22 protein-coding genes are annotated in these 26,539 nt (G+C 52.6%); 10 read left to right on the top strand and 12 right to left on the bottom strand.

All coding sequences use genetic code 11. The features are described from left to right. Positions 1 to 9: 9 nt before the first annotated feature. Positions 10 to 1,401: an MFS transporter gene (locus tag CFLAV_RS03640; RefSeq protein WP_007413267.1), complete on the top strand. Its 1,392-nt coding sequence runs from the start codon at positions 10 to 12 to the stop codon at positions 1,399 to 1,401. 387 nt (positions 1,402 to 1,788) lie between these two features. Here CFLAV_RS03640 and CFLAV_RS03635 read toward each other — a convergent pair whose 3' ends face one another. The 4 genes from CFLAV_RS03635 to CFLAV_RS03620 all read right to left on the bottom strand — a co-directional run bounded on the left by CFLAV_RS03635 (position 1,789) and on the right by CFLAV_RS03620 (position 8,052). Then, entirely contained in the window at positions 1,789 to 2,172 is a 384-nt protein-coding gene (locus CFLAV_RS03635) for a hypothetical protein (protein ID WP_007413266.1), read from the bottom strand. 619 nt (positions 2,173 to 2,791) lie between these two features. After that, a complete protein-coding gene (locus CFLAV_RS03630) occupies positions 2,792 to 3,169 on the bottom strand; it encodes a hypothetical protein (protein ID WP_007413263.1) in 378 nt (125 codons plus the stop codon). 346 nt (positions 3,170 to 3,515) lie between these two features. After that, positions 3,516 to 4,970, bottom strand: a complete 1,455-nt coding sequence (locus tag CFLAV_RS03625) for a DUF1501 domain-containing protein (protein ID WP_007413262.1) — start codon at positions 4,968 to 4,970, stop codon at positions 3,516 to 3,518. A gap of 13 nt (positions 4,971 to 4,983) precedes the next feature. After that, positions 4,984 to 8,052 (bottom strand): PSD1 and planctomycete cytochrome C domain-containing protein, encoded by a 3,069-nt coding sequence (locus tag CFLAV_RS03620; protein ID WP_040546843.1) that lies wholly within the window; start codon positions 8,050 to 8,052, stop codon positions 4,984 to 4,986. A 353-nt stretch (positions 8,053 to 8,405) separates the two neighbouring features. On the opposite strand from CFLAV_RS03620, the gene CFLAV_RS03615 reads away from it, so the two are divergent. The 3 genes from CFLAV_RS03615 (at position 8,406) to CFLAV_RS03605 (ending at position 11,833) form a co-directional block, all read left to right on the top strand. After that, positions 8,406 to 9,032, top strand: a complete 627-nt coding sequence (locus CFLAV_RS03615; protein ID WP_007413260.1) for a TetR/AcrR family transcriptional regulator — start codon at positions 8,406 to 8,408, stop codon at positions 9,030 to 9,032. An 80-nt stretch (positions 9,033 to 9,112) separates the two neighbouring features. Beyond that, a complete protein-coding gene (locus CFLAV_RS03610) occupies positions 9,113 to 10,648 on the top strand; it encodes a DHA2 family efflux MFS transporter permease subunit (RefSeq protein WP_007413259.1) in 1,536 nt (511 codons plus the stop codon). A gap of 15 nt (positions 10,649 to 10,663) precedes the next feature. Then, entirely contained in the window at positions 10,664 to 11,833 is a 1,170-nt protein-coding gene (locus tag CFLAV_RS03605) for an HlyD family secretion protein (protein ID WP_007413258.1), read from the top strand. On the opposite strand, the gene CFLAV_RS03600 is transcribed toward CFLAV_RS03605, so the two are convergent. Further along, complete coding sequence (locus tag CFLAV_RS03600) at positions 11,834 to 12,793, bottom strand: DUF6268 family outer membrane beta-barrel protein (RefSeq protein ID WP_007413257.1); 960 nt, start codon at positions 12,791 to 12,793, stop codon at positions 11,834 to 11,836. A 120-nt stretch (positions 12,794 to 12,913) separates the two neighbouring features. Between CFLAV_RS03600 and mtnP the strand changes: the two genes are divergently transcribed. Further along, on the top strand, positions 12,914 to 13,777 hold the full coding sequence (mtnP, locus tag CFLAV_RS03595) for an S-methyl-5'-thioadenosine phosphorylase (protein ID WP_007413256.1): 864 nt from the start codon (positions 12,914 to 12,916) through the stop codon (positions 13,775 to 13,777). Between the two features lie 135 nt (positions 13,778 to 13,912). Here the strand turns inward: mtnP and CFLAV_RS03590 are convergent, their stop codons facing one another. Beyond that, the gene (locus CFLAV_RS03590; RefSeq protein ID WP_007413255.1) at positions 13,913 to 17,311 is read right to left on the bottom strand and encodes a LamG-like jellyroll fold domain-containing protein; all 3,399 of its coding nucleotides are present in this window, start codon (positions 17,309 to 17,311) and stop codon (positions 13,913 to 13,915) included. Positions 17,312 to 17,836: 525 nt separating this feature from the next. On the opposite strand from CFLAV_RS03590, the gene CFLAV_RS03585 reads away from it, so the two are divergent. After that, entirely contained in the window at positions 17,837 to 19,066 is a 1,230-nt protein-coding gene (locus CFLAV_RS03585; protein WP_007413254.1) for an aminotransferase class V-fold PLP-dependent enzyme, read from the top strand. Between the two features lie 4 nt (positions 19,067 to 19,070). Here the strand turns inward: CFLAV_RS03585 and CFLAV_RS03580 are convergent, their stop codons facing one another. Next, on the bottom strand, positions 19,071 to 19,499 hold the full coding sequence (locus tag CFLAV_RS03580) for a hypothetical protein (RefSeq protein ID WP_007413253.1): 429 nt from the start codon (positions 19,497 to 19,499) through the stop codon (positions 19,071 to 19,073). Between the two features lie 300 nt (positions 19,500 to 19,799). Between CFLAV_RS03580 and CFLAV_RS03575 the strand changes: the two genes are divergently transcribed. Together CFLAV_RS03575 and CFLAV_RS33890 are read left to right on the top strand one after the other, a co-directional pair. Then, positions 19,800 to 20,036: a hypothetical protein gene (locus CFLAV_RS03575; RefSeq protein ID WP_007413252.1), complete on the top strand. Its 237-nt coding sequence runs from the start codon at positions 19,800 to 19,802 to the stop codon at positions 20,034 to 20,036. A 247-nt stretch (positions 20,037 to 20,283) separates the two neighbouring features. Continuing rightward, positions 20,284 to 21,006 (top strand): YXWGXW repeat-containing protein, encoded by a 723-nt coding sequence (locus CFLAV_RS33890; protein ID WP_007413251.1) that lies wholly within the window; start codon positions 20,284 to 20,286, stop codon positions 21,004 to 21,006. A gap of 145 nt (positions 21,007 to 21,151) precedes the next feature. On the opposite strand, the gene CFLAV_RS03565 is transcribed toward CFLAV_RS33890, so the two are convergent. The 4 genes from CFLAV_RS03565 to CFLAV_RS03550 all read right to left on the bottom strand — a co-directional run bounded on the left by CFLAV_RS03565 (position 21,152) and on the right by CFLAV_RS03550 (position 24,179). Then, positions 21,152 to 22,015, bottom strand: coding sequence for a tetratricopeptide repeat protein (locus tag CFLAV_RS03565; RefSeq protein ID WP_007413250.1), 864 nt, complete (start codon positions 22,013 to 22,015; stop codon positions 21,152 to 21,154). A gap of 82 nt (positions 22,016 to 22,097) precedes the next feature. Next, on the bottom strand, positions 22,098 to 22,604 hold the full coding sequence (locus tag CFLAV_RS35405) for a hypothetical protein (RefSeq protein WP_007413249.1): 507 nt from the start codon (positions 22,602 to 22,604) through the stop codon (positions 22,098 to 22,100). A 57-nt stretch (positions 22,605 to 22,661) separates the two neighbouring features. After that, positions 22,662 to 23,102 carry a DUF6966 domain-containing protein gene (locus CFLAV_RS03555; protein WP_007413248.1) on the bottom strand — a complete coding sequence of 147 codons (441 nt, stop codon included), beginning with the start codon at positions 23,100 to 23,102 and terminating at the stop codon, positions 22,662 to 22,664. Between the two features lie 123 nt (positions 23,103 to 23,225). Beyond that, positions 23,226 to 24,179, bottom strand: coding sequence for an NADP-dependent oxidoreductase (locus tag CFLAV_RS03550; protein WP_202796831.1), 954 nt, complete (start codon positions 24,177 to 24,179; stop codon positions 23,226 to 23,228). A gap of 285 nt (positions 24,180 to 24,464) precedes the next feature. On the opposite strand from CFLAV_RS03550, the gene CFLAV_RS36820 reads away from it, so the two are divergent. Together CFLAV_RS36820 and CFLAV_RS03540 are read left to right on the top strand one after the other, a co-directional pair. Further along, positions 24,465 to 25,175 carry a type II secretion system protein gene (locus CFLAV_RS36820; protein ID WP_007413246.1) on the top strand — a complete coding sequence of 237 codons (711 nt, stop codon included), beginning with the start codon at positions 24,465 to 24,467 and terminating at the stop codon, positions 25,173 to 25,175. A 22-nt stretch (positions 25,176 to 25,197) separates the two neighbouring features. After that, on the top strand, positions 25,198 to 25,845 hold the full coding sequence (locus CFLAV_RS03540; protein WP_040546703.1) for a hypothetical protein: 648 nt from the start codon (positions 25,198 to 25,200) through the stop codon (positions 25,843 to 25,845). Between the two features lie 158 nt (positions 25,846 to 26,003). Here CFLAV_RS03540 and CFLAV_RS31760 read toward each other — a convergent pair whose 3' ends face one another. Continuing rightward, positions 26,004 to 26,378, bottom strand: a complete 375-nt coding sequence (locus tag CFLAV_RS31760; RefSeq protein ID WP_007413244.1) for a type II secretion system protein — start codon at positions 26,376 to 26,378, stop codon at positions 26,004 to 26,006. Positions 26,379 to 26,539: the final 161 nt, after the last annotated feature.

Raw genomic sequence — 26,539 nt, 5'->3', positions numbered from 1 at the left:
GACCATAGCATGAAAGAACCGTTGATCTCGGACCCCAAGTCTGGCCTGCCGAAAACGACTGTGATTGCTGACTCTGGCTCTGGATTCAGCAAGCTATTCCGCTGGTTCAAACCTGCACCTCACATTCAACGTCTTCCCAAGGACGAAGTGGATCGTGTTTATCCTGGTTTCCGCTGGCAAATTTTTGAATCCGCTTATATCGGTTACGCAAGCTTTTACCTGGTTCGCAACAATCTCGGGCCTGTGATGAAGGAGATGGGCCAGGCCCTGAATTATGACAAGAGCATGCTGGGGAACATCGTGGCCATGTCGGCCATCTCTTATGGTGTCGGCAAGTTCCTCATGGGGTATCTCTCCGATCGGAGCAATCCGAGAAAGTTTATTGCCGTCGGCCTGATACTCAGCGCCATTGCCAATTTTGCTTTTGGAGCGAGCATGTCCTATGGCATGCACCTGGCTCTTTGGACCTTGAATGGATTGATTCAAGGCATGGGGTATGGTCCCTGCGCTCGCGGGTTGGGACATTGGTACACCTACAAAGAACGTGGCACCATATTTGGAGTTTGGAACACAGCCCATAATATTGGTGGAGGATTCGTGGGCATCCTCGCGGCCTTCTGCGCCAAACACTGGGGATGGTCCTCAGCCTTTTATGTTCCAGGAACCATTGCTTGCGTCGCTGCGGTTTATCTTTTCTGGCGCATGCGTGACACTCCGCAATCGGTGGGTCTGCCGCCCATAGAAGAGTACAAGAACGAGTATCCCCCGGAGGAGAAGGACGTGCATGAAAAGGAACTGTCATTTAAGGAACTGCTCGTCACCTATATCCTCAAGAATAAATATCTCTGGCTGATTGCGATTGCGAACTTCTTCGTCTACGTCGCACGTTATAGCATGGTGGATTGGGGGCCAACTTACCTGAAGGAAGCCAGAGGTGCGACCTTGATTCAAGGCGGAGCCAGCACTACTGCAATTGAATTCGCCGGGGCTGGAGGCATGCTGTTGATGGGGTGGATTTCAGATAAGTTTCAGGGCCGCCGGGGAGCCGTCAGCATGTTGTGTATGATTCCGATGCTTCCCGCTGTTGCCGGCCTTATTTTCACACCCAAGGGCATGCTTTGGTTGGACATGTGCTTTTTAACGATCTTCGGCTTTCTCGTTTACGTCCCGGTCATGATGCTCGGCGTAATGTCCCTTGATCTGACGTCCAAAAAAGCTGTCGGTACTGCTGCCGGATTTGTAGGACTCTTCGGCTATATCGGTCGCGTCGTGCAAGGGAAGGGGATTGGCTATCTTGCGGAATACCATGGCTGGAACTCGGCGCTCTACGCTGTCTTCGCCTCTGTCGCCCTTGCCATCATCCTCCTTGCTTTCACCTGGAACCTCCGTCCCAAAGCCTAAGTCTCAACGGTAAATGTTATTTCTGCCAGATTGAAGGGTCGCTGCCACCATTCTGATAAAGAGCCCTTACCCATCTCGAGGAAATACGGCGCGGATAGCGGGGGGCGGCATCCTTGGGAGTAGCAATTGTTTTTTCAGACAGCCCAAAAAACAGTCTCCATCGTTTCGATAAAGAGCTTTTATGCATCTTCAGTAAATACTGCCGGAATGGCAGGAAATCGAACACTGTCTCATTATTTTACTTTGTCTTAAGGCACAGGCCAAACTCATCTCTGCCGAAAACTTGGTTACAGCCCGTCGCCCCGGGCTCTCGCTTCTGAAATGCACGGGACGACGTATGTAAGTGCCTGTCTGACATGGTTATCTATTGCGGCACCGGAATCTGACTCAATGGGCAGCTGGTTGCACCATGGAGAGAGCATATCCCGCATGTTCCCTCTGTGCCTTGGTGACCAACCGGGCAAGCACGACAGAGGTTTCCTCGATTGATGCGCTCGCGCTAGTTTTTAAGTCATGCACTTTGGAGAGCTCGCCATTCAAATGCATGCTCAACATCTGCCGGGTCTGATTCGTGTTACCAGTATCGAACTGCATCAGGAGCCTTGTCAGATTGGCTACATCTACCATTTTGGTCACCACCTGATCATCATTCTCGGCGGTACGGATAGTTTGGTTGAGTTGGGAATAAGCCAGGATGTTAAACGCCAGACCAGCGACTGCCACGATGCCAAAAAAAGCCACCACGAACTTTAGTATTACATTATTTTTCATTTTTATTCAGTTCCGATTTGTATTCAGTTTCAATCCACAGCCACAAACTATAAGTGGCTGTGGTTCAATGGTTGAGCCTTAAAGAGTTTCGGAGTGGAATCCCCCTGAGGTTCGACCGTATCTGGTTTAGCATCTTGGATGCCAACAGTCCGCATTCTGAAATGACATATTTTGTTCGGAATCCTGCGATTTTGGCAGTTTAGGCTATTCTGTGAGATTTCATGGCTGCACATTTCGACCAGCATGGACAAAGGGAAATGCACGACTACATCGTGGGACCGATCCCATCCGGCTCCAACTATGCAATGGCACAGGAGATGAATTTCAATGTGAGGTCGAGGGAGGCGACAGCAAGACGGAGCGCCGGTTTCCAAATCGGCTTATGATGGGGCGGCAAGAAAAGCACCATGTTCTCTCCATCATTCGCGTGAACGCTATTTGGAAGGAGGTGCTCAGCCGCCTCTTTGTCCGGGAAGCTGAATAAGCGACAGGAAATCCCACGACATCCATTCTGATTTTTCGGTGCTCCACAATAAGGCAATTATTTTGGTGATAGTAATCCCGCCCGGTGTTGCCCAGTATGGGCAACGCGCCTTCGTATAGAGAAGCGACGTATTATTTACCGGGCAACCGGTTGTGCCATGGAAAGTTTATAAACTGTTTGTTCGTTCTGATTTTTGCTGGCCACTTTCAGCAGCACATTAATGCTCTCATCAACCGTGGGGCTGACCTCTCCTCTAAGAATTTTTAGTCTCGCCAAGTCAGCATTGATACTTGAACTCAGCAATTGTTTTGTTGCGTTGGTATCGCCAAGTTGCTGCTTGAGTATAATCAATTTGGTCACTTCAAACATTTTGCTTACGACCTGCTCGTCCCTTTCAACTGTGGTGATTTCCTGGCGAACCTGGCAGTAGGCCAGGATGTTGAACGCCAGGGCGCCCAGCGCCACGATGCCGAGCAAGGCAACGAATAATTTCGACAATGCGATTTTTTTCATTTTAGTCAGTTCCAATTAGTTTTCAGTTTCAATCCACATCCAGGAAACAAAAGCGGATATGGTTCAATGGTTGAGCCCCAGGAAAGTTCGGAGTGGAATCCCCCTAAGGTTCGACCAACTTGGACTTAGCACCTCGGATGCCAATGGGTGTTTCGCGCCTGAACGCCCGCTTTTGCGTGGAAATCGACGTTATTGAATGATTGGTGGCCTGTTTGACGCGGCGATTTAATGTTCTTTATAGCCAGTATGGCTAAAAAGGCACTGTCACCGTGGCGGCGGCCCAGTTGCAGAAATTAAATCTGGAACTCATCTCCATTTTGCCACGACGGATGCATTCTGCCGAGGCCTATGCCACAATTCCCTTTGCAATATTTCCGGCGACGTCGGTGAGGCGGAAATCGCGGCCCTGCGAGCGGAAGGTCAGACGTTTATGATCGATGCCACACAGGTAGAGCATGGTGGCATGCAGATCGTGCACGTGCATCTTCTGAGCGTCATCGACAAAACGGTATCCCAGCTCATCCGTGCTGCCCCAAGTGAGACCTGGTTTGATGCCGCCACCGGCCAGCCAGACAGAAAACGCATTGATGTGATGATCGCGACCGGAGCCCTGGCCCATCGGTGTGCGACCGAATTCGCCGCCCCAAATGACCAGCGTGTCATCCAGCATGCCACGCTGCTTCAAATCCTTGACCAACGCTGCTGAAGCCTGGTCCACATCCTTCGCGCTGACCGGCATGTCGCGCTCGATGTTGTTATGATGATCCCACGCGCGGTGGTACACCTGCACAAACCGCGTGCCACGTTCCACCAGTCGCCGGGCCATCAGCACGTTCGAAGCAAAGCTGCCATCGCCCGGATGTTTCACGCCGTACGTGTCGAGAATATGCTGCGGTTCCTGAGTGAAGTCAGTCAGCTCCGGCACGGAACTCTGCATCCGAAACGCCATTTCATACTGGCTGATGCGCGTCTGGATTTCAGGATCAATCCTCTCTTCCGCCAGCATGCCGTTCAGGCGTTTAATTTCCTCCACCACCTGCCGTTGCGTGCTCTGGCAAACACCCTCGGGATTGCCCACATAATGCACGGCATCTCCTTTGGATTGAAACTGAATGCCCTCAAAACGGCTCGGGAGGAAGCCGCTCGACCATTGCCGGGCGGAGACCGGTTGCACGCCGGATTTGCCCATCGAAGTCAGGACCACGAAGCCCGGAAGATCCTCCGTCTCCGCTCCCAAACCATACAGCAACCATGATCCCATGCTGGGCCGGCCTTTAATCTGCGAACCGGTGTTCATGAACGCGTGGGCCGGATCATGATTTATCTGTTCCGTGTGCATGGAACGAATGATGCAAATGTCGTCTGCAATCCCGGCGATATTGGGAAAGAGAGTTGAGATTTCCTGGCCTGACTGTCCCCACTTTTTGAAATCGACAAAAGGACCGAACGCCTTGAGCGTTGTGTTTTGCAGTTGGGCCAATTGCTGTCCCTTGGTGAAGGATTCCGGGAAGGGCTGGCCGTGCAGTTCCTTGAGCTTCGGTTTGTAATCCAAACTTTCGAGATGGGAAGGTCCGCCAGCCATGTACAAATGGATGATCCTTTTCGCCTTCACCGGGAAATGCGGCGGGTTGATGATGCCTCGCCAGGGACCTTTTGGAACAACTGTCTCTGCCGCGTTTAACAGGCGCGGATTCAACAGGCTCGCCAATGCCAGTCCACCCAGTCCGAAAGCTGCTCGACCCAAAAACGTGCGCCGGTTGATGCTGTTCTTAAACCCGTCCAAATCGAAATTCGAATTCATGGCAAAGTGAAATTTAGTAACGAGTAATGGTTTCGTGCAGGCCGAGGACCACGCGGCAGACCTGGGTCCAGGCGGCGAGTTCAGGTTCCTCACCCGATTTCGGCTCGGCGGCGAGGCCAACATGCATCAACTTTTTGGCATCCTCCACATGCGCTCCATAATAGTTTCGTTGTTCTTTTAAGAAGGCCTGCAGGGAGGTTCGCTCCTTTGGTCTCATGGAACGAGTTAGCGCCTTTTGATAAATCATTTCAAAACGTTTCTCATCATTCGCAGGGGCCTTGGCCAAAACCGTCCCGGCAAGCATACGAGCGGCCTCAACGAAGGTGGGGTCATTTAGCAGCGTCAATGCCTGCTGCGGAGAATTCGAAACGTTGCGAATGGCCGTGCATTCTTCGCGGGAAGGTGCATCGAAATTGGCCAGCATCGGTTGTAGAAAGGTTCGTTGCCAGTGAGCATACAGGCCACGGCGATACTGGCGCTCATCCTGGTCAGGATAGTAGTCGCGATTTGGGAACTGGATATTTGCGTAGTAGCCCGCCGGTTGGTACGGGAAGCTGCTGGGACCACCAATGTCCTCGTTCAAAAGCCCGGAAATAAACAGGGCATTGTCCCGGATGAATTCAGCTTCAAGCCGGCGCGGTGATTGTGAGGCCAGCAGTCGATTGGCCGGATCCATTTCATGAATTTCCGGGCGTGGATTGGAAGACTGGCGGTAGGTGGATGACATCACGATCAGCTTGACCAGATGCTTCATATCCCAACCACTATCCATGAATTCGACGGCCAGCCAATCCAACAGTTCCGGATGCATCGGCCACTCACCTTGAGCTCCGAGATCATCAACGACCGCTGAAATGCCGGTGCCGAAAAATTGTTTCCATGTGCGATTGACGAACGTGCGCGCCGTAAGCGGATTGTCTCGCGAAACCAGCCATTTCGCCAAATCAAGACGCGTCAGGCGATGTCCATCCGGATTCGGAGGCTGCGGCAGAAAATGAGGGACCGCGGGCTGCACCACTTCGCCATCCGTCGCCTGCCAATTACCGCGTGGCAGCACCCGTGTTTCCATCGGTGGCGCCGAAACCGTGACGAGCGTGGGCGATTTCCCTTCACGACATTCAAGCGCCTGACTATATAACTGTTTGTATTGAGCAAACGGAAAGGCCTCCGGGACCGTGCTTATCAGGTAGATATTGCCCAATTCATCGAGGCTCGCGGCTCCCTTTGACAACGCATTTGCGAGCGCGGGACTGGCACCTGAATTCAGAGGATTCTTAGCCGCAAAAGGTGAAACCGAGATCCGCACGCAACCGACCGACCCCTTGCCGAGCCGAATGACAAGTTCATCGCCCTCTTTTGCCTGAATCGGTTTATCGAGCAGGTAAACCGCAGTTTGCGGTGATTTCTCATGCTCCATGGAAGTTTTCCACCCATCCTGGACGCCGATGATTGCGGCGCCATTTGCATAACGTTCCTCCTTGCGATCCGCCTCAGCGTGATAGAAGGAAATCGGAGTTTCTTTACCGCTGCCGTGCGCCTTCAAAGCGGCTGACAACTTCACCATCGTGCTGTCGTTTTTGACCTTGCCCATCAAAATACTGCCGTCATGTTCAGGGCGGGGAAGCAGTTCCAGTTTAAGCGCCGCAACCCAACCTGCTGACAGAGGCAGCTTCAGGTCGCTCCCTTCACCCGCCTTGCTGCTGAAAAGAATCGATTTGTCATCCGTGACTACTACAGCTCCCTTGGACTGCTCTGACTTCTTCTCCGAAGTCACTTGAGGAACAGGCGTAATCCAACCCGAAGGATTCTGCTTTAGAAATTCCGTGCTCCAGTCGCACCAATTTTGCAAGCCTTGCTTCTGCTGCGCATCCTTGTCCAGCTTCTCCATCGAACTCTTTTCCAAACCAGTAATACGCTGCTCAATGCCGTCCAGTCGCCTATGAAGGTAGGGGCTGTCCACGGTAATCTCGGGCGGGAAAGGATGATCGTTGCTGAAACCCTTCAGGTCGGGATTGGGCGTGTAGCTGTAGTCCATGTAAACGCCCCATTGCTTGATGTCAGCAAAGAATGCCTTCATGGAATAAAAATCCTTCGTGGCGAAGGGATCGAACTTATGATCGTGGCATTCGCAGCAGCCCATCGTCGAGCCGAGAAACGTGGTCGAAACCGTGCGCACACGATCAGCCCCATATTTTGCGAGGTATTCACCCGGTTGTGCCCCGCCTTCGCGAGTCACCATGTTGAGGCGGTTGAAACCGCTGGCAATCAGTTGTTCGGTCGTTGGATTCGGCAACAAATCGCCAGCCAGTTGTTCAATGGTAAATTGATCATAGCGTTTGTTTTGGTTGAAGGCATTGATCACATAATCGCGATAAGGAAAAACGTTCACGTTTTGGTCACCGTGATAGCCCACCGTATCGGCGAAACGCGCAACATCCAGCCACGGCACCGCCATGCGTTCACCATAATGAGGGGAAGCGAGCAAACGATCCACCTGATGTTCGTAAGCTTTCGAACTGGAATCCTTCATAAAGGCATCCAGCTCAGCCACGGTGGGAGGTAAACCCGTGAGGTCGAGGCTCAACCGACGGAGCAGGGTGCGTTTGTCGGCTGCTGCCGCGGGGGAAAGTTTTTTGGCTTCCAGTTCATGCAGGACGAATGAATCAATCGGATTGCTGATCCATTTGGCACTCTTTGTTTTCGGTTCCGCCGGGCGTTCCGGTTTGATGTAGGCCCAATGTGCCTGGTATTTGGCACCCTCCGCGATCCACTGTTTCAGCTTCTCCTTCTGCGCATCCGCAAGATGCTTGTGCGAGTCAGCCGGCGGCATGTGATCGTCTTCGTTGGTGGTGTAAATGCGGCGAACCAACTCTGACTCATCTGGTTTGCCCGGCTTGAACGCTTCCTTTTCCAGAGCAACATCGCGCACATCCAGCCGCAGCTTGGCTTTGCGATTGCCCTTGTCCGGCCCATGACATTGATAACAGTTCTCTGAAAGGATTGGGCGGATGTCGCGATTAAACTCCAGTTTAGCCTGTTTGTTGGAGGCCGCGCCAGCCGGGGAGCTTAAAGATGCCAGCATGATGAACACCAATCCAGACGATAAAACAAGTCGTCCGCCAGTCCTTAAACATTTTTGGAACAACAAGTTCACTTGAGAGCAAAAATCTGACTGCATATCGGTCGTGTATCGGCGCATTACTTCCAAATGGTAGGTTTTATCTGCAAAACCTACTCAAACAAGACGTAGGATTCAATCAATAGGTTAAACCTTTCGGCTGAACAAAACTTTACCCCATTCCTTCAACATGGTTTAGACGCCCTCGAGACAGGGCAAATTCGTTCCTTTTTGCCATCTCCAATGCAGCTTTCAGACCTATCTTCGGTGATTTTTGATTTGATTATAACTTAATCCTAATGTAAGTAACCACTTGCATGCAGTCAGGTAAACCAGATATTGCCCGGTGCACTCCCACGCAACAGCGACTCCTTGAAGCCGCTGCGCGTGTCTATGCTCGTGATGGTTTGGATGGTGCTACCACCCGGGAAATTGCGCGTGAAGCCGGGGTGAACGAAGTAACCCTGTTCCGATTGTTTGGTTCCAAGGAAAAGCTGCTGGCGGCCGTGGTTGGGCGGACCTTCGATGCTGAACAGAGCGGGACGAAACCTTCGTTGCCGCAAGCCACCGGCAACTTGCGGAAAGACCTCGCGAATTATGTACGGCTTTATGAAGCGCTGCTCACGGAAAATCTGCCGTTGATCCGCACGCTCATTGGCGAGATACACCGTCATCGAGATCAGGAGAGAAAAGTGGCCGATGGCATTTTTCGACCCTTGCGCACGGAATTGATAAATCGACTGAGAGAGGCCGCTGCGAACGGACAGTTGCGGGAAAACGTCGATCCGGCCGTAACCGTGGATCTGCTGGGAGGAATGGTTTTTACCGGCGTGCTGCGTCGTTCCACGCCGAACAAGCCGACTGAATATACTCCTGCCGATTATCAGGCTACCTGCGTTGAGATACTGGCGCGCGGAATCGAAAGGGTGGTTGACAGCCAGTGAGCACGTCCGCTTCCAAAGGGCTTTACGGTTCGGATCTCACGTTGCTTGGGCCAACTGCCGCGGGTTTGGCGCGAAAAGGAATGCTCAAGTGGGTCATTGCCTTGACCGTGGCACTGGGTGCGATTCTCGAAGTGATCGATACCAGCATCGTAAATGTCGCGTTGCCGGATATTCGAGGCAACCTGGGTGCGACACTTTCCGAAGCGGGCTGGGTTTCGACTGGTTACGCCTGCGCGAACGTGGTGATCATTCCCCTGACGGCATGGTTGAGCGATCGGTTTGGCAAGAAACGCTACTTCATATTTTCGCTGGCGGGCTTCACCCTGGCCTCCATGTTATGCGGAATGGCGACCAACCTCACCATGTTGGTGATCGCACGCGTTCTGCAAGGTTTGGCTGGAGGAGGTTTGTTGGCAAAAGCGCAATCGATGTTGTTCGAAACCTTTCCGCGCGAACAGCAGGGGGCGGCACAGGGAGTATTTGGAATCGGAGTCATTTCCGGACCGGCGCTGGGGCCGGTGTTGGGCGGCTATTTAACGGACACTCTCGGTTGGCGCTGGATTTTTTTCATTAATCTGCCAGTCGGAATTTTCGCGGTATTGATGGCGATGATTTTCCTGCCCAATGACCGGAGCGAAGAAAGAAAGTCTTCGAGCGTGGACTGGTGGGGAATTGGTTTGCTGGCGGTGGGATTGGCCTGTTTCCAAACCATGCTGGAAGAGGGGCAACAGGAGGATTGGTTCAATTCGCGGTTTATCACGGCGATGGGGATTGGCAGCTTGCTTGGCTTGTCTTTGTTCATCTGGCGGGAACTAACCACCGAGCACCCGGCCGTGGATTTAAGAGTTCTGCGATTTAAGTCACTTGCCGCCGGCAGCACCTACTCGCTGATTTTTGGCATGGGAATTTATGGAGTGGTGTTTGCGATTCCCGTTTTCGTGCAGGATTACCTGCATTATACCGCCGAGCAAAGCGGGTTGCTGCAAATGCCGGGAGCAATAGCGGCAGCGGTGACAATGATTGCCATGGGGAAACTATCCGGAAAATACGACGCTCGTTTGCTCATCTGCACGGGAGCATTGATCACAGTGGGAACTGCCATTGTTTTGTCCGGGATCAATCCTAATACTGGAGTTTCCAGTCTTTTCTGGCCACTCATCTGGCGCAGCATTGGCAGTGTCATGATTTTCCTGCCTTTAAGCCTGGCAACGCTCGGCAGTCTGCCGAAAAATAAAATCGCTGCGGGAGCCGGCTTTTACAATCTCACCCGTCAATTGGGCAGCAGCATTGGCATCGCTCTGATCACCACCATGCTGGCCCATCGTCAAGCGACGCACCGCGCAGTACTCGTTGAACGGGTGAATGTTTTCAGCCCGCAGGCGGTGTCGCGGTTACATCTGCTGGGTGCAGCGTTCACACGCCACAGCGCGGATCCGGTTTTCGTGCGTCATCAATCTTTGCAGGCAGTGGATAGCATCATCAACGGTCAGGCGGCGTTGAAATCCTACGCCGACATTTTCATGTATGTTGGCCTTGCCTTCATCGTTTCACTCCCGCTATTGCTGCTGCTCAACAGTGGCAAAACGAAAAGCGATGCCGGAGCCGCAGTTCATTAATTATTTTAAGCACTTATGAGTAACACAACAGAACTTCCCAAAGAGCCGGACGCAATCAACAAGCCGATTGCTGCAAACGGTGAAAGCCGGGGATTGGATTCGAACAAGCAACGGTCCAACCGGAAAGCCGTGCGGTGGGTGATCTTTTCCGTGGTGATCCTGGGGGTGCTGGCGTGGGTCGGGAATTTTGTTTATCACGCCTTTCTCTACGAGGAGACCGATGATGCCTACGTCGCCGGACATGTGCATCAAGTGAGCCCGGAAGTTGATGGACGCGTGAAAGAGGTTTTGGTGAAAGAAAACCAGACGGTCAAGGCGGGTGACGTGTTGGTGCGACTTGATCCCTTGGAGTATGAAATCGGACTCCAAAAAGCCGAGGCCAATCTCGCGCAGGCTTCGGCCCAGGCATTGCAGGCAAAGGCAGCGGTAAGTCAGGCCGGAGCACAACTGTTGGAAGCCCAATCACACGCAGTGCAAGCCGAGGCCCAGGTGCGTCAAACCAGCGCGCAACTCGAACTCGCAGGTCATAATCAGGAACGCAACCTCCAGTTGCAAACCAGCAATGGCGCCATCTCGAAATCCGATGTTGACGCGACTCACAGTGCCTTGGATTCGGCGCAAGCCGCTGCTGATGCCGCCACGGCGAATCTCAATGCGATTAAGGCCGGCGTGACTGCAGCGCAGGCACAACGCGAATCCGCTGAAGCAATGGAAGTTGCAGCCAAAGCGGCGATTGCAGCTGATGAGGCCGCTGTCCGCGAAGCCAAACGCAAGTTGTCTTATACAGCGATTGTGGCACCGGCTGATGGTCGTATCGGCAATAAGAACGTCGAGCCCGGCAACCGCGTGCAATCAGGGCAGACTTTATTTGCGATGGTGGAACCTGAGGTTTGGATTGTTGCCAACTTCAAGGAAACACAACTGGCCAAAATGCATGCTGGTCAATCAGTTGATATTTCGATTGATGCCGTGCCGGGAAAAACTTTTCACGGCGTGCTGGACAGCCTGGCACCTGCGAGCGGGGCGCAATTTGCCTTGTTGCCGCCGGACAACGCCACGGGCAACTTTACGAAAGTGGTGCAACGCGTTCCGGTTCGGATTTCCTTTGAACAAGGAAGTGTCCGGGAGTTGATGGACCAGTTGCGTCCCGGACTTTCCACAATTATTAACGTGCGCGTGCGTTAATTAAAACCGGCAACGCACCGCGCCCTGTACGTACGGGGCGGGATCAAATTTCACCGTCTCGTCGATCCGTGTGTAATTGATTTCACGACCAACGGAATAGCCGCCGTCGAGATACAGTCCGACACCCGGTGTGATTTTATATTCCACGCCGACGCCAACATGGAAATCGCGATAGGTGCCAAGAGCGTTGTTAAAAGCCGCGGTGCCAATTTGCTTTGCAATTTGGTCGGTTGTGCGGAAGGTCGTGGCTTTGAGTTCTCCACCCACGTACAGGTTCAGATTGGGATTGGCATGATAGACGAAGCGCGGCTTGGGCAGGGTAAGGTCGAGACCAAAGTCCTTGTTGATATTCCAGATGAGGCCGCCGATCGGGAATACAGGCCATTCACCATCGGGATTGATTACGAGTCCAAAGGTGAAAACCAGATCGGGGCTGAACTTGTAGGTCGCGTAACCTGCGCCTGCGAGACCGATGTCATTGCTGTTGATTTGTTCCAGGTTGTAGAGCAGCGGGCTGAGAGTGCCGACGATGGTCCATTGATCATTTAGCTTGTAACCAGCACCGGTGCTGAAGCGAAGAGTGTTGATTCGTTCAGGAACGGGAGCGAAGGTGTCAGTTCCCAGGAAAAAATTATCCGAAACAAGTCCGGCGGGAATAAACCATTCGTCATTGATTGGAATATCGGTATTGACGACCAAACTGGCTGAGGCGGCATCGGAACTACCGAAATTAAATCCGAGAAATTTTACGTTGCCAGCGGCCACATAGGAGGAGTTCACGTAGGCATTTAACCTGAGTGGACCGCCGATGCGTTCCAGCTTGGGCAGGTTGGAGGAGACATCCCCGCCTGGCGTGTCGGATGGTTTGGTTGTAGGGCTTTCGAGTTCGGCAGCAAAGCTGGGAGCCAGTGAGACACAGAAGGTGAGTACGGTGGTTGAGACAAGTGTTCGCTTCTTCATCGGGCAGTATCAAATCTGGTGGGTGAAATTGAGTCAAGGAGAAGGGCTTGCGAAAAAGCCGGACGGAATTCATTTTTCTCTTTTTAGACTGCTCAGGTGGTGGTTAGATTCGCCCGAATTATGGCAGCAAATCGCATTGGCATCATCGGAGGCAGCGGCCTCTATCACATCGAAGGCTTCACCAATCAAAAGTGGGTCAAGGTAAAAACGCCCTTTGGCGCTCCGTCAGATGATTTTCTTACGGGTGAATTAAACGGACGCGAAGTGGTCTTTCTGCCGCGTCACGGACGCGGGCATCGCATCCTCCCGGGGGAATTGAATTACCGCGCGAATATTTACGGCATGAAAAAGCTGGGCGTGCAATGGATCATCAGCGTCAGTGCTGTGGGTTCCTTGCAGGCGAAATATAAGCCTTGCGATGTGGTGCTCGTGGATCAGTTTCTAGACCGGACGAAGAATGCGGCGGGACACACATTCTTTGGCAAAGGCATTGTGGCGCATGTGGCGTTTGCTGATCCCATTGCGGAGGAGTTGCGTAGGATTTTGTTGAAGAGTGCGCGCAAATTAAAGGCGCGGGTGCATGACGGTGGCACGTACGTGAATATGGAAGGTCCGGCGTTCAGCACGCGTGCCGAATCAATCACCAATCATAAGATGGGGTATGACGTGGTCGGCATGACGAATTTGGGTGAAGCCAAATGTGCCCGTGAAGCAGAAATGGCCTATGCGACCATGGCAATGATCACCGATTATGATTGCTGGAAAGTGGACGAGGCGCATGTAACGGTTGAGATGGTAATCGAGAATCTTACCAAAAACGCGGCGATGGCAAAAGATGTGGTCAAGGACGCGATCGCCAACATTCCAACCGAAGCGAACTGGCCATGTCACAGTGCGCTACACAACGCGATAATGACTGACAAGAAGGTTTGGCCTGCAAAGACCAAAAACGATTTGAAGCTCCTGTTGCAGAAGTATCTTTAGCCTGACAGTCGAAAAGAATTTCCTGAACGGGAAACTGGATTTCGTTTTTTGGAGTCTGGTTAATTTGACCGAAAGAAAAAAGAAGGCCGGGGTTTAACCCGGCCTTCCGTGTAACAAGAGGCGATCAACTACGGTTTAAAACCGCAGGCGATAGAATTTCTTCGCTGGTCCAGCCGGAGCTGTATAAGGCGAGATGGCGCCTGCGACATCAGTGTAAGGTCCGGTGACCAAATCGGCTTGTTGTAGAATGCCTGCAGGCCAGTTGAGAACCGTTGTATTTCCCGAGCGCGTGACTGTGAGGGACGCGAGCCCGTATATGCCAGTCAGATAGTGCGTTTGAACACGATCTGCTGATAGCGCGTGGTTGTAGAGAGCAACCTCATCGATATTGCCCGGGAAGAAGCGCTGATCTCCGGCGTGAGTACCTGCCCCGATTCCCCAACCACCATTAACGAGGATTGCGCCTGTATCATAAGCCTGTGAGCCAATGAGGGCACCGTTACGATAAAGGTTCCAATTCACACCATCATAAGTGCCAACGAGGTGGACCCAGTTGTTCAAATCTCCCGCGGACATGGGGACATTGATGATATGGTCTGTGCCATCCCATGAATTGACCTGGTAATTCCCATCCTGAATGCGAAGAACCACTTCCTGGAAAGGACTTAAGTTGTAGCCATGTTCGAGAATATTCCGGTTTCCGTCACTGGCCGAAGGTTTGATCCAGGCTTCCATGGTGATCAGGCCGGTAAAGTTCAATCCATCCGGATTGCCAATCAGGACGTACTGACTGGACCCATCAAAGGCTACCGAGCTGCCGGTGTAAGCAGTGGCTCCGGGTGTACCCAGAGTTGGATTGCTCTGGTAGGTGCCGTCATAAATGCCTGCCAGATCACGAGCGACCGTACCACTGGTTTCGTTTAACGGATAATAGGCAACCGGTTGGTCTGCCATCACGATGGCGCCATAGGCGTTTGGGGTCAACACGGTGAGCGTGGCGGCCGCGCTGTTGGTGGTGCCGACCGGATTGCTTACGGTCACACTGTAATTCGCTGCGTCGCCCGGTTGGACATTGATCAAACCAAGGGTTGAGTCGGTCGCGCCTGAAATCGGTGCGCCGTTCCTCTTCCATTGATAACTCAAAGGTGAACCACCCTCGGCACCAGCATTAAACACGACCGCGCCACCGGCATATTCTGTGCGCGAAACGGGTTGAGAGAGGAAGTTTGGCGGAGGATTGGTGGTGCCGTATTTTCCCATAAAATAATGAGCCTGGATGTTGCCCGGGGCCAGCGCGTAGTTATAAATGGCTGGCTCATCTATGCCACCCTTGAACTGACGGTCGAGGGTGTCCATGAATGTTTTCCAACGGCCGCGTGCACCGATGGCCCAGTTCGCGTTGGCAACTGGCAACTGGCCCGTGAAATCTGCATTCGACGAGACCAAAACACCGTTGCGATAAAGATTCCAGTTCCCACCATCATAGGTGCCTGCCAGATGGACCCAACCGGCCGTGCCTAAATCAGCGGAAGGAACACTGAAACCAGTGTCATGACCATTGCCATCATATGACAAAACCTGATAGGTGCCATTTTCGATGCGCAGGGCATCTTCGGCAGTGAAGTCGTTGTTGCCGCCGTGGGCGATAATGTAGGCTTCGCCATTTTGGGAGGCTGCAGGTTGGATCCAGGCTTCCACTGTGATCTGACCGTAGAAGTTCAATCCATCAGGATTGCTCAATTCAACGTAACTGCTGATGCCATCGAAATTGCGAGCAACGTTGTTGGCCGAAAAACCAGCGTAAGCCGGAGGCCGAGGTCCAGCGACAGCGTCGCCGGTGTGCGAATAGATGCCGACAGCTGCCGTGCCCAGAGTGCCACTGTTGGTTGCAAGGTTGTGAGTTGGTTCATCCATCCGCAAGTATTCGACAGCACCGTCTGAAGCAACGAGCGTTTCGTAAGGGGTGGAGCGTGAGGCATTGAGACCGTTGTTGTAATGGTTCAAAACCTGTGTTGCTGTCAACGCACTGCTATAAAGTGCGAATTCGTCAATGGAACCAATAAAAGGATTTTCATAACCGTTTCCACTCGTTATATCAGGAAAACTACCAATGGCGAGGGGAGACACCGTGTTGGGGAAGTAACTGCCATCAGGTGTGGTCTGCTGAGCGACCTGTACACCGTTGAGGTAGAGCGTCGCTGAATGGGCAGGAGCGTTATAAACGGCAACCAGATGGCACCATGCACCCACGGTGTAGGAGCCACCAGTGATATCGTATGCCTTGGTGCCGGAACTGCCGGTCCCATTGTTGAACATTCGGAAGTTCCAACCCTCGCCCGAGGTGCGCTGAAAGAAATCCCAACCGAATCGGTTGCCATTGGCATCAATGAACCGGTTGACCATTGGGCATTGTGCATTACCAAGACCCTCGATGGTCGGAAGGAGCCAGGCTTCCACGGAGAAAGAACCACTCGGATTCAGCGCAGGATTATAATCAACAGTGGTTGGCGATCCGCCATCATCCGACTGTTGATCAATTCCCTGATAGGTGACTGCGGTGTTGGTGCTGCCTGCAAGTGCTCCAGGAACAGCGTGAATCACTCCCACATGATGAATGCCGTCACCCAATGATCCGAGGCTTCCGCGATTGTATGCCGGATCAACATCACGGCCCGTTTCATCCAAACGCAAATAGACGATGGGATTGGCGGTGAGCACGAGTGTGTTATACGGCGTACCGGGCGAGGCACTGGTGCCATTCTGATAATGAGCCAGAATTTGAGAGGCGGACAGGACAGAGGTATAAACCGCCGCTTCGTCCACTGCGCCGTCAAAGGCGTTATCCAGGCTGCTTCGGAACCCAACAGTCAATGGTCCGGCCCCACCAGAATTGTCGTTTGCGACAAAACCCGGGGCGCTGGATGAACTTGCCAGAGCTCCGTTGACATACAAATAGGCAGTGGTGCCGTCATACACGCCCACCAAGTGGGTCCATGAAGTGGTCGAAGGTGTGCCGCCACCCAGAACATTGGCCGCAGTGCCTGATCCGGCATGGTTATACAGCACGAACTGGTACCCAGTATCACGCTCCCGAATTTGCCAGCCGGAGCGGTTTCCGCTGAACTGTGCGGAAGAAATCGGACAGGGTGTGCCTGCAGAGTTGGGTATGCTATTCGGTTTGACCCATAACTCAACCGTGAAAGGGCCTTGCGGGTTCACGCTGGCTGAGTAAGGAACTGTGGTTCCTGTAGATGCTCCGTTATAACCTGCCGCCTTGTTTCCATTGCCCACAAGTGCGCCTGTTGCCCAGTGCTGCACGTCTGAGGAGTGAATGCCATTCAAGGCTGTTCCACCACTGCCACTATTGGTAGCCACATCTTGAGGTGGAAGCTCACTTAACCGGTAATAGGCAAGTGGACCGTCATTCACGACGGTGGAAGGATAGTCGGCGTAAGCTGAAGAGGTTGCGAGTAGCGCCAGGGTTGCTGCCAACAACGGCCTCCTCGAGATGAGCAAGGTTCGGTTCAATTTCATGCTAATTATTGTTCTTTATCGCGGATTAGCACCAAAGATCAGACCAGGTTCCAGTTACTCCCCATTGATGGAGCCAACTGTCTTTCGCGTGGCCCTCACTTCCAGATTTAAGCTGGAGCCAAATCTTCCGGTGCGTCGAGTCATGCTATAAGGTGAATAACATTAGAAACAAGCCGAATGCGTTAAATGCTTTAACCATAAATAGTAGTTGACTGAGTAAGTCCTGAGCCCTGATCGGGATATATATCAGGACAAGATGTTGTTTATAAGAAGGATGCATCATAATTGGTTCACTTGTGCGGCATAAAGTTTCAGAACGGGTTGTTGCGCTTGGACGTTTTGTAAATATGCTTGGACACACTGGTGGGACTCGTTATTCCCTGGCTGTGAGTAGCTTTCAAGGGAAAAGGCAGTCGGAAAATTCCTGGTTGCGCGCTGCGTGTAAAAAGGATTGTACTCGTGATTTCCCTATTTTGGAAAAATTGCTTGTGAGAGAGTGGTTGATTCCTTTAATCCAAGTGTAGTATGGGAATCGACATTGAAGTTCTACATCATCCAGCCTGTGACTTACAGCATTGGCCACTGGATTCGCAGATAACTTTTTTGAATCACGGATCATTTGGGAGTTGTCCACGGGCAGTGCTGGAATTTCAGAATGAGCTGCGAATGCGCCTGGAACGTCGACCGGTGCACTTCCTGGTGCGTGAATTGGAAGGATTGCTGGACCAGGCACGAGAGGGGTTGGCGCAGTTTGTCGGTGCTGACTCGATGGACCTCGTTTTTGTGCCCAATTCCACGACCGGAGTAAACACAGTGTTGCGTTCGTTGACATTCAGCCCGGGCGATGAATTGCTGGTAACCAACCAGGAATACAATGCCTGTCGCAACGCACTGGATTTTGTGGCTGAGCGGTCGGGGGCACGCGTGGTGATGGCCAATGTGCCATTTCCGGTCCACTCCGCGGATGAGGTGGTGGCAGCGGTGTTGGAAGGCGTGACTCCAAGGACAAAGCTGGCATTGATCGACCATGTGGTCAGCCAGACGGGCTTGATAATGCCTATGGAGCGTTTGGTCAGGGAATTGGCAGAGCGGGGGATTGATACACTCGTTGATGGTGCACATGCACCCGGCATGGTGCCGTTGAATCTGAAGCAATTGGGTGCGGCCTATTATACGGGCAATTGTCACAAATGGCTCTGCGCGCCGAAGGGTGCGGGCTTGCTGCATGTGCGCGGGGATAAGCAGAATCTCATTCGGCCACTTGTAATCAGTCACGGAGCGAATTCGGCAAGGAAAGATCGGTCACGATTTTTGATTGAGTTTGGCTGGACTGGTACGTGGGACCCTTCGGCCCAGCTCAGTGTGCCCGAGTCGTTGCGGTATGTGGGGTCTCTGGCAAAGGGAGGCTGGCCCGAAATCATGGCGCGTAATCACGAGCTGGCACTAGCCGCGAGAAAAGTCCTATGCGCGGCGCTGGGAGTTTCCCAACCATGCCCGGAGGAGTTTGTGGGCTCAATGGCAGCGGTGACATTGCCGGAGGCGTCTCCGGGCGAGGTGCCTGCAGCGCCATTTTTTGAATTTCCACTGCAAGACAGGTTGCGCATCAACCATCAGATTGAAGTGCCGATCATGCCGTGGCCAAAGCGCACGACACGGCTCATCAGGATTTCGGCGCAGCTCTATAATTCATTGCCGCAGTATGAACTGCTGGCCAAAGCATTAGTGGAAGAGTTGGCGCGCGAGCGGTCGTCTTGAAAGTTTATTTTTCGGCCTTGGTGTAGGTTTCGACGTAAGGGGCTTTGTCACGTTCCTTGTCGAAATTAACTCCCACGTAAAACTTTCCGTCCTCCAACCGATAGATACAGATACGATCATCGTCTACAGATTGGAGGTCGTCGGAATTTTTACCGCCTTTGATGTGAGTGAAGGCCAGGTACTGCAAGGGGCCGCTTTTCTCCGCTTTGACATCACCTTCAGCGTATAAAACACTGGTGTCATCCGCGCCGACGATTTTAAAGACGAATTTGTCCTTCTTGATTTCCAGCGTCTGTGTGAGGGAACCTTCAGCGCTTTTGCGTTTGGTGGTCCATTTGCCGCTGAGGTTTTCGAGGTCGCCGGCAAAAACTGGTGAAACGACGAGGCCAGCCAGCCAGAGGGAGGCAATTGCTGAGAATAGAATTTTTTTCATAGTCCGTAGGGTGGAGAAGCAAGAATGCTGTCCTGCAGTTGACGAATCCTTGACGCAAGGATTTTAAATCGTCTGCCCAAACATGCTTTTCCTTCTCCGTTGTGTTACCGCGATAGTCCACCAAAAATTCGTAAGATTCCAGCTTTTTAAAAGTGAGTTCCTGGGCGGTTCAGGAAGGAAGGAAGGAGTTCTGGCTCACGAATTCAGTTAGCCCGAAAATTTTCAAAGAAAGCGAAAAAAATGTTACTAAAGATCGAACACTTTTGCTTTTCGAGCGTCCAAACAAGCAGGAAATAAAAAATGGATATCAGTGAAATCAATTATGGAATGCTTAATCTGTTGAGAACCTTCGAAGGTGCTCATCCGATGTTATTCCGTTTTTTGATTGGTGCCTGTATTGTCACATTTTTTATGGCCCTCACTACTGACCGTCTGAAGGCAGGAAAAGGGAGCGGAAATAGTAGTTCGGAACCGAAGGGAACTTTGGTTTCTGACCAACCTTTCCTGCTCGATGAGGCGGTTTCGAATCAGGATTGAATATAGTTCATTTTGCAGTCGTCGGATTATTAGGGTTTCATTTTGTTCGTGGGTTTGGGCCAGTCCTGAGTGGGACTGGCTTTTTTCTTGGGCGGCGAAGGCAGTGAGCATGTCATAATGTTCTTTCGCGAGATCGCTGCGTGGACCCTGGGATAAGCTCTTTTAAAGTGTAACCAAAATGGTTGTTTCGGGTCTGAATATTTGGTTTTAACCGAAGTCGAATGGTTTAGAACTTTAACAAAAAAATATGTATAAGAAAGTTCAATGGATTGGAATGATAGCAGGAGTGGCGTTGCCGTTATTTTCTGCCTATTCACAGGAAAGCACGCCGGCAGTCACCCTACCGGCCACTAATGTTTTGGCTGCGCCAGCCAGCCTGCCGCCCAGTGCGGCCGAGGTGGTCAAACTCTCCCAATCGGGGGTGGGCGATGAGGTGGTTCTGGCTTATGTCAAAAACGCACAATCCAGTTATAACCTCTCGGCGAAGGATGTGCTCGCTTTGAAGGATAGTGGTATTTCTTCGCCGGTTCTGACCGCGATGTTGAATCATGACACCGCCTTGCAGAAGCAGGCGGTACCGGTTGCTTCACCACAGAATCAGCAGGGGCAGTATACTTACGATCAGAAGGCTTACGTTGCTGGAAATCAACCGCCAGTCCAACCACAGCCAACGACGGTTGCGCCGCCACCAGCAAACCAGGCGCCACAGGTTGCACAGCCAGCGCCAGTCCAACCACAGCAGCCGGTTATGGTTCAAACCGAGCCCCCGCCTGCACAAGTGGAGGTCATTCCGGCGGCTCCCGGACCCGATTATTACTGGACCCCGGGTTATTGGTCATGGCGAGGCGGAGCGTATGTCTGGATTGGTGGAAGCTATATCATCCGTCCACGGCCAAGCGCAGTTTACGTGGGTGGATACTGGGGACACCACGGTCGTGGCTATGTTTGGGTGGGCGGTCATTGGCGGTAAAAGCTGCCGCAGGATTTGAGCGGGACAATGTAACCTTGTTTTTACAGCAGCGTCTTAATTGAAAATATCAGGAAGGCAGGCAAGCCAGTCTCGCAAGGGACTGGCTTTTTAGTCGAAAAATCTCCTGAATCAAAGGAGTGAAAAACTAAGGGGAGAAGTGCTTTTCCAATTCCTGCGCGGCTTCGCTGTTGCCGTGGGCGGCGGCTCGGTTCAACCAATAGCCGGCTAAATCCTTGTCTGCCTTCACGCCATCACCTTTAAGGTAGAGCAAACCGAGATCGAACTGGGCGTAGACGAAATCATTGGTGGCCGCCTCCTTTTTGAACTCGATGACTCGTTGTTTTACCGCAGCGGATTTTCTCTCCCGTTCAGCTTTTTGGCGGAGGATGGCTTGATGATATTGCTGGTAGCTGGCATCGATTTTATTTTTCGATTCAAGCATGGCGAGGGCGCGTTCGGCATCGTTGGGCGGAGTGCCGAAATCGTAAACCTCCATGACCGAGCGGCTGCGGGAAGAGCTGTAAGCAATGGTGCCTTCCAGTCTGGCAAAGGCGGCGATGTGGGTTCCCGCCAAGAGGCTGCGTGTGCCGGGAAAGTTTTTGAGTGCGACGAGTTGGGAATCGCCCTGCATGTCGGGCATTTCGTAGCGTTGCAGAATGACGAGGTCGTTGCCCGAGCCTTCCTGAACAATTCCGAAAAGCAGGCACCAATCCCTGAGCGGACGATCGTTGATGGTGGCTTCGAGGAATTGCGCGCGTTGCGGCGTTACGGGAGGACTCGCGGCCCAGCCGAGATAATTGATCAGCGGATGCAGATCGTAAGTAACGCCATCAACGACGCGATAAGGCTCGGCGCCAGCGCGCCAGACGCCGTTGGTGAAGAGGCTCAGCCGGAGTTGCTCGTCGGATTGGGCGGTGATGAGAAACCAGGCAGACTTGCAAGGAGAAGCGAACAGGAGGACGCTGATGCAGAGCGCGCAGATTATTGTTTGAAGTCGTTTCCCCGCCATGAGGCAACCTTTGTTGCTCGGAATATAGGCTTCAGTTGGGATTTGTAAAGGATGCTCAGGGTTAGGAAAACGGAATGTTGACTTATTTCTTCGTTGGGCCTGCCTTTGGCTTCCACGTCTCCTTTTCAATTTCTGAGCGAATTTCAAGAATCTTGGCTGAATCGCGAAATGGACACCCGTCGAGAAATTTAAGAATCGCCTGAGTGTCATGTCCAAGCTCGGCAAGGACGCGCGCCAGTCCAACATAGCTGTCCACGCCTGCTCCCAGTTCGATGGCTCGGCGAAATGCTGCCTCGGCGAGTTGCAGGTCATGGCTGATGACGTCGCAGTAATAACCGATGGACTCGTGGGCTTCTGCAAAATTGGCATCCACCTTGAGAGCCTGCTCGTAGGAAGCCGCTGCATCCTCCAACCCATAGCCGGGACCATCCGAGAGTTGGATCAGATCACCGCGCATGCAGTGAAGCTTTGCTGAGGTTGGATAAGCACGAATAGCCTCCTCGACCAGCGGAAGCAGGTCGTCTGCGGATTTGGCGCGCATGCGTGGCCACTGATAACTAATCTTTTTGATGTAATCCGATTCAGTCATGAGGATCGAAGCCAAGGTTTTAACAATTCGGCGTCAAGCTGAACGAGTTTAAGCGACTTATCCCACAACTCGCAATGAAAGTGCTGCGTTATAAACTTTGTCTGCAAAGTCGCCAAATTCAGCCGTACCCGGAATTTCGGTGTAGCGTCCAGTCTCAGGATCGTACGTGCATGGTGCGTAATCGTTGAAACTACCCATGCCGCCGCTGTAAACGTGTATGATGGATACCGCAAGGTCGACATGGTCTTCTCGTGTGAACCCGGACGAAAGCAGCGAATTCGCCTGCTCCAAGCATCGCTCGAAGTTTGGCCGCCACTGGCAAGCGCGATCGAGGCGAAGAATTTCAACCAGATGCGAAAGATGGCTCGTGAGCTCTTGGAGTTGTTGTTGGCGATTCACATTTGCGACTTGGATACTACCGTAGTTTGTGTCCAATCCCTGTCCAGAAGAAATTCTTCCGAGCGTGAATACGCTGCACATCCATCCAACCTGGTTCATGTGCCGCTCCTGACGGAGCTTGGGAGGTAACTGGGGATGGCGGGTTATAAGTGCGGCGGTCCTGCGGCCATGCCGAGCAGTGGCTTTTGGATGGTCCGTATTTGAACTGAGAAACTGCAGTGGCTAATGGCTTTCAGCTTCGGTGGTGAGGACGATTTTGCCGTGGGCGTGGCCGGATTGGCTGAGTTCCTGGGCTTTGCGGGCATCTTTCAACGGGAAGACGGTTTCGATGTTCACCTTGACGATGCCGCGAGCGACGAGGTCGGCGATTTGAGCGAATTCATCGCCACGCGGTTTGCTGCTGAGGAAGACGCCGCGGACACCGGGAGCGGTGGGTTTTTCCTTCGGAGGGGGACTGACAATGGAAACCAAAATGCCGCCGGGTTTGATGACGCGCCAGGAGCGTTCCTGAGTGTCGCCGCCCTGGGTATCGAGGACGACATCAACGTCGCGGACGACATCTTCAAATTTGGTTTTTCGATAGTCGATAACTTCGTCCGCTCCGAGGCTTTTCACGTAATCCGTAGTTTGGGCGGAGGCGGTGCCGATGACATACGCACCCTTCCATTTGGCGAATTGGACGGCGAAACTGCCGACGCCCCCAGCGGCTGCGTGGATCAATACTTTTTGACCTTTTTGAAGTTGGGCAATGTCGAAGAGGGCCTGCCAGGGGGTGATTGAGGCGACGGGCAGGGCGGCGGCGTGGAGGAAATCAAGTCCCTTGGGAATGCGGGCCACTTGAGAGTCAGGAGCCACGGCGTATTCGGCGTAACCGCCGCTGTCGTCCGAGACGATGCCGAAGACGGAGTCGCCAGTGCGAAAACCTTTTACGTCTGAGCCGGTGGCTTCGACGGCTCCGGCGAAGTCGCTTCCCAAGACGGATGGGAGCGGGATTTGGCCCAAATGCCCTTCGCGAATCTTCCAATCGACCGGGTTGACACCGGCAGCGTGAACACGGATGAGAAGTTCGTTGCTTTTGGGTTCCGGAACGGAAACATCTTCGTAGCGGAGCACGTCAGGTCCGCCGAAGGAATGGATACGAACGGCTTTCATGGTGGAAGTCATTGTGGTTGGCATAATTTTCCCTTGTCAATTTGATTAAATGTTAGCGCCTGGTTGATGGCGTTTTTAAAATGCTCCGACTCAAAGTACCGTTGGCACACTTTCATACAGTGTCAACCGAGGAAGAGGATGGGGAGAATGCCAGAACTGGATCGAATGCATTCGGTTTCCGTAAAGAAACTTGTCAAATCTTCAGCCCGTTGGCAGTCTCTTTCAAGAACCCCATTGTTACTGAATGCATTTAGTCGAAATTAGCGAGCCATGTTCATCATGTCCGTCTAAGCTGAAGGGAACAGGTTTATGAAAAGCTGGAGAAACAGGGGATTCACCCTGATTGAATTGCTGGTAGTGATTGCAATCATTGCCATCCTGGCTGGATTGTTGCTTCCCGCGCTGGCAGCGGCCAAGGCCAAATCAATTCAGACCAAGTGCCTGAGCAATCTCAAGCAGATCAACTTGTGCATGGTGCTATATGCTGGTGACAGCCAGGATAAAATGCCCGTACGGGATAGTGTCATGGTGAGCGGGGTGGTCCAGGACATTTGGTGGTGGTACAAGGAATTGGCAAAACCGTATGCGGGCCTGAAAGGGCCCTCATCCACCAATGATACCTTGTTCGCCTGTCCGAAAGACCGGGGATGGGCACCCAATCCTGCCTATCTGCAGCCTCATTACATGAATCCCACGCTCGATTATGGCAGTTACGTTTTCAACGGCTGCGATAACGGCGGTAACATGAACAATTTGTTGGGTGTTACGCTGGCGCGGGTGCAACATCCCAGTCGCACCTTCTTCGCAGGAGAATGGCCTATTCATTGGGGCTATTCGTGGCACAAGAGTCTGACCGGCAAGGCAAACATTCCTTATACAAATGCCGTCAATAACATCAGCTTCGTTGACGGCCATGCCAGTTACATCAGACTTTATTACAACAGCGCATTGGGAGCCCCTTTTTCCTATAACACGAAGGATATTCCTGGAGGTTATGATTATCAGTTTGCGCCGGATTAAACAGCAACCATTCACATTCAATATGCGTTTTTCACTTTCAGCCCTTGCTTCGGCAACGATTTTATCCTTCATGGTCGCCGGGTGCACTCCCAAGGAGACGCAAGCGTTGTTGGCACCCAGCGAGGCGCTCGGCAAGGTGTTGGCTGAAGAAACTGCCAAGGCTGCGGGAGCGAAAAAGCAAATCATTCTGATTAATCCCGATGCGAGTTGGGGACCGACATCGCTGGCGGAGAAGGCTTTTAAAGCTGCATTGTCAAAGCAGGGATTTTCGATTGCCAGTGTCAAGTCGGTGAATGTGGGTGATCCGATGAAATCAGGACAGGTTGGATTGAAAGCCGCGGATTTCCTGGAAGCGCTTCAGAAATCTCCGGACGCAGGGGCAGTCGTTTCTTTTGCAGGAGCTCCGTTGCTGGATAAAGCTTCGGCCGCAGGATTGCCATTACAATATCCTCCGGTGCTGGTGGTCGCCACCGCATCGTTGGGAGATGTGCCTGGAATTGGCAATGACAGAACGTTGCTGGCTCAGATGATCGAGGCCAGGCTCGTCCAGGAGGCGATCATTGACGGGACCGAGGCTGCATCACCAACCGGTGGCAAGCCTGATGCAGATCGAGAGTTGTTTGGACAACACTTCCAGATTTTGCGGGCGTCGGATTCCGGAACGAGGTAGAAAACAGCGGAAGGGTTGGAACTTTCGGAGATGGAAAGCCGTTTTCCATCACAGCTTTTGAACTGGTTTCAAGCAATACCGTTTGTCTTGCCTTTCGTATTGTACAAAAAAAAGGCTCGGACTTCCGTCCGAGCCTTGCAATTAAATTAATCCTGGGATTACAGCAATATGTGGTTCGAGTTCATCTGGCAAGTCGGAGGGTTCTGCAGGTCCTTGATGTTATAGCTGACGGCTGCCGTTTGAGTAGAGTCCAGAGGGCAGGCAGGCTGGGTGCCGTTGGTGCCGCGACCCAGATAAGGCTGGATGTCGGTCAACACCGGGGTGGCGGTGGCAGCAGCCTTGGTTTCCAGGGCCCATTGCTGCTTGGCGCCATCGATCTGACGGAGATTGTTGATGCAAGCATTTTGCTGGGCAGTGGTACGGGCACGGACGAAGTTCGGAATCGCGATGGCGGCCAGGAGACCGATGATGGCGACCACGATCATGATTTCGACGAGTGTGAAGCCTGCTTTTGTTACCTTGTTGAGTTTCATAGTTCTTATGTTCTTTCAGCTAAGCGGTGTGAACAAGAGCGACAGGCTGGTTAATTACGAGTTCTATAGTTGTTCACGATTGCCTGTTGCAAACCGCAACTAGGACCTTAGCAGTGGTCGTGCCATGCAGGACTCGAAATGCTAGATTATTGTTGTCGTGA

It is taken from the genome of Pedosphaera parvula Ellin514, from assembly GCF_000172555.1.
In the GTDB taxonomy this organism is placed as follows: Bacteria; Verrucomicrobiota; Verrucomicrobiia; order Limisphaerales; family Pedosphaeraceae; genus Pedosphaera.
This window is presented reverse-complemented; position numbering and strand designations above follow the sequence as displayed.

Excerpts from the sequence above, each read along its gene's own strand:
- CFLAV_RS03640 (WP_007413267.1), top strand. The coding sequence starts at position 10 with ATGAAAGAACCGTTGATCTCGGACCCCAAGTCTGGCCTGCCGAAAACG.
- CFLAV_RS03635 (WP_007413266.1), bottom strand. The coding sequence starts at position 2,172 with ATGAAAAATAATGTAATACTAAAGTTCGTGGTGGCTTTTTTTGGCATC.
- CFLAV_RS03630 (WP_007413263.1), bottom strand. The coding sequence starts at position 3,169 with ATGAAAAAAATCGCATTGTCGAAATTATTCGTTGCCTTGCTCGGCATC.
- CFLAV_RS03625 (WP_007413262.1), bottom strand. The coding sequence starts at position 4,970 with ATGAATTCGAATTTCGATTTGGACGGGTTTAAGAACAGCATCAACCGG.
- CFLAV_RS03620 (WP_040546843.1), bottom strand. The coding sequence starts at position 8,052 with ATGCTGGCATCTTTAAGCTCCCCGGCTGGCGCGGCCTCCAACAAACAG.
- CFLAV_RS03615 (WP_007413260.1), top strand. The coding sequence starts at position 8,406 with ATGCAGTCAGGTAAACCAGATATTGCCCGGTGCACTCCCACGCAACAG.
- CFLAV_RS03610 (WP_007413259.1), top strand. The coding sequence starts at position 9,113 with ATGCTCAAGTGGGTCATTGCCTTGACCGTGGCACTGGGTGCGATTCTC.
- CFLAV_RS03605 (WP_007413258.1), top strand. The coding sequence starts at position 10,664 with ATGAGTAACACAACAGAACTTCCCAAAGAGCCGGACGCAATCAACAAG.
- CFLAV_RS03600 (WP_007413257.1), bottom strand. The coding sequence starts at position 12,793 with ATGAAGAAGCGAACACTTGTCTCAACCACCGTACTCACCTTCTGTGTC.
- mtnP (WP_007413256.1), top strand. The coding sequence starts at position 12,914 with ATGGCAGCAAATCGCATTGGCATCATCGGAGGCAGCGGCCTCTATCAC.
- CFLAV_RS03590 (WP_007413255.1), bottom strand. The coding sequence starts at position 17,311 with ATGAAATTGAACCGAACCTTGCTCATCTCGAGGAGGCCGTTGTTGGCA.
- CFLAV_RS03585 (WP_007413254.1), top strand. The coding sequence starts at position 17,837 with ATGGGAATCGACATTGAAGTTCTACATCATCCAGCCTGTGACTTACAG.
- CFLAV_RS03580 (WP_007413253.1), bottom strand. The coding sequence starts at position 19,499 with ATGAAAAAAATTCTATTCTCAGCAATTGCCTCCCTCTGGCTGGCTGGC.
- CFLAV_RS03575 (WP_007413252.1), top strand. The coding sequence starts at position 19,800 with ATGGATATCAGTGAAATCAATTATGGAATGCTTAATCTGTTGAGAACC.
- CFLAV_RS33890 (WP_007413251.1), top strand. The coding sequence starts at position 20,284 with ATGTATAAGAAAGTTCAATGGATTGGAATGATAGCAGGAGTGGCGTTG.
- CFLAV_RS03565 (WP_007413250.1), bottom strand. The coding sequence starts at position 22,015 with ATGGCGGGGAAACGACTTCAAACAATAATCTGCGCGCTCTGCATCAGC.
- CFLAV_RS35405 (WP_007413249.1), bottom strand. The coding sequence starts at position 22,604 with ATGACTGAATCGGATTACATCAAAAAGATTAGTTATCAGTGGCCACGC.
- CFLAV_RS03555 (WP_007413248.1), bottom strand. The coding sequence starts at position 23,102 with ATGAACCAGGTTGGATGGATGTGCAGCGTATTCACGCTCGGAAGAATT.
- CFLAV_RS03550 (WP_202796831.1), bottom strand. The coding sequence starts at position 24,179 with ATGCCAACCACAATGACTTCCACCATGAAAGCCGTTCGTATCCATTCC.
- CFLAV_RS36820 (WP_007413246.1), top strand. The coding sequence starts at position 24,465 with ATGAAAAGCTGGAGAAACAGGGGATTCACCCTGATTGAATTGCTGGTA.
- CFLAV_RS03540 (WP_040546703.1), top strand. The coding sequence starts at position 25,198 with ATGCGTTTTTCACTTTCAGCCCTTGCTTCGGCAACGATTTTATCCTTC.
- CFLAV_RS31760 (WP_007413244.1), bottom strand. The coding sequence starts at position 26,378 with ATGAAACTCAACAAGGTAACAAAAGCAGGCTTCACACTCGTCGAAATC.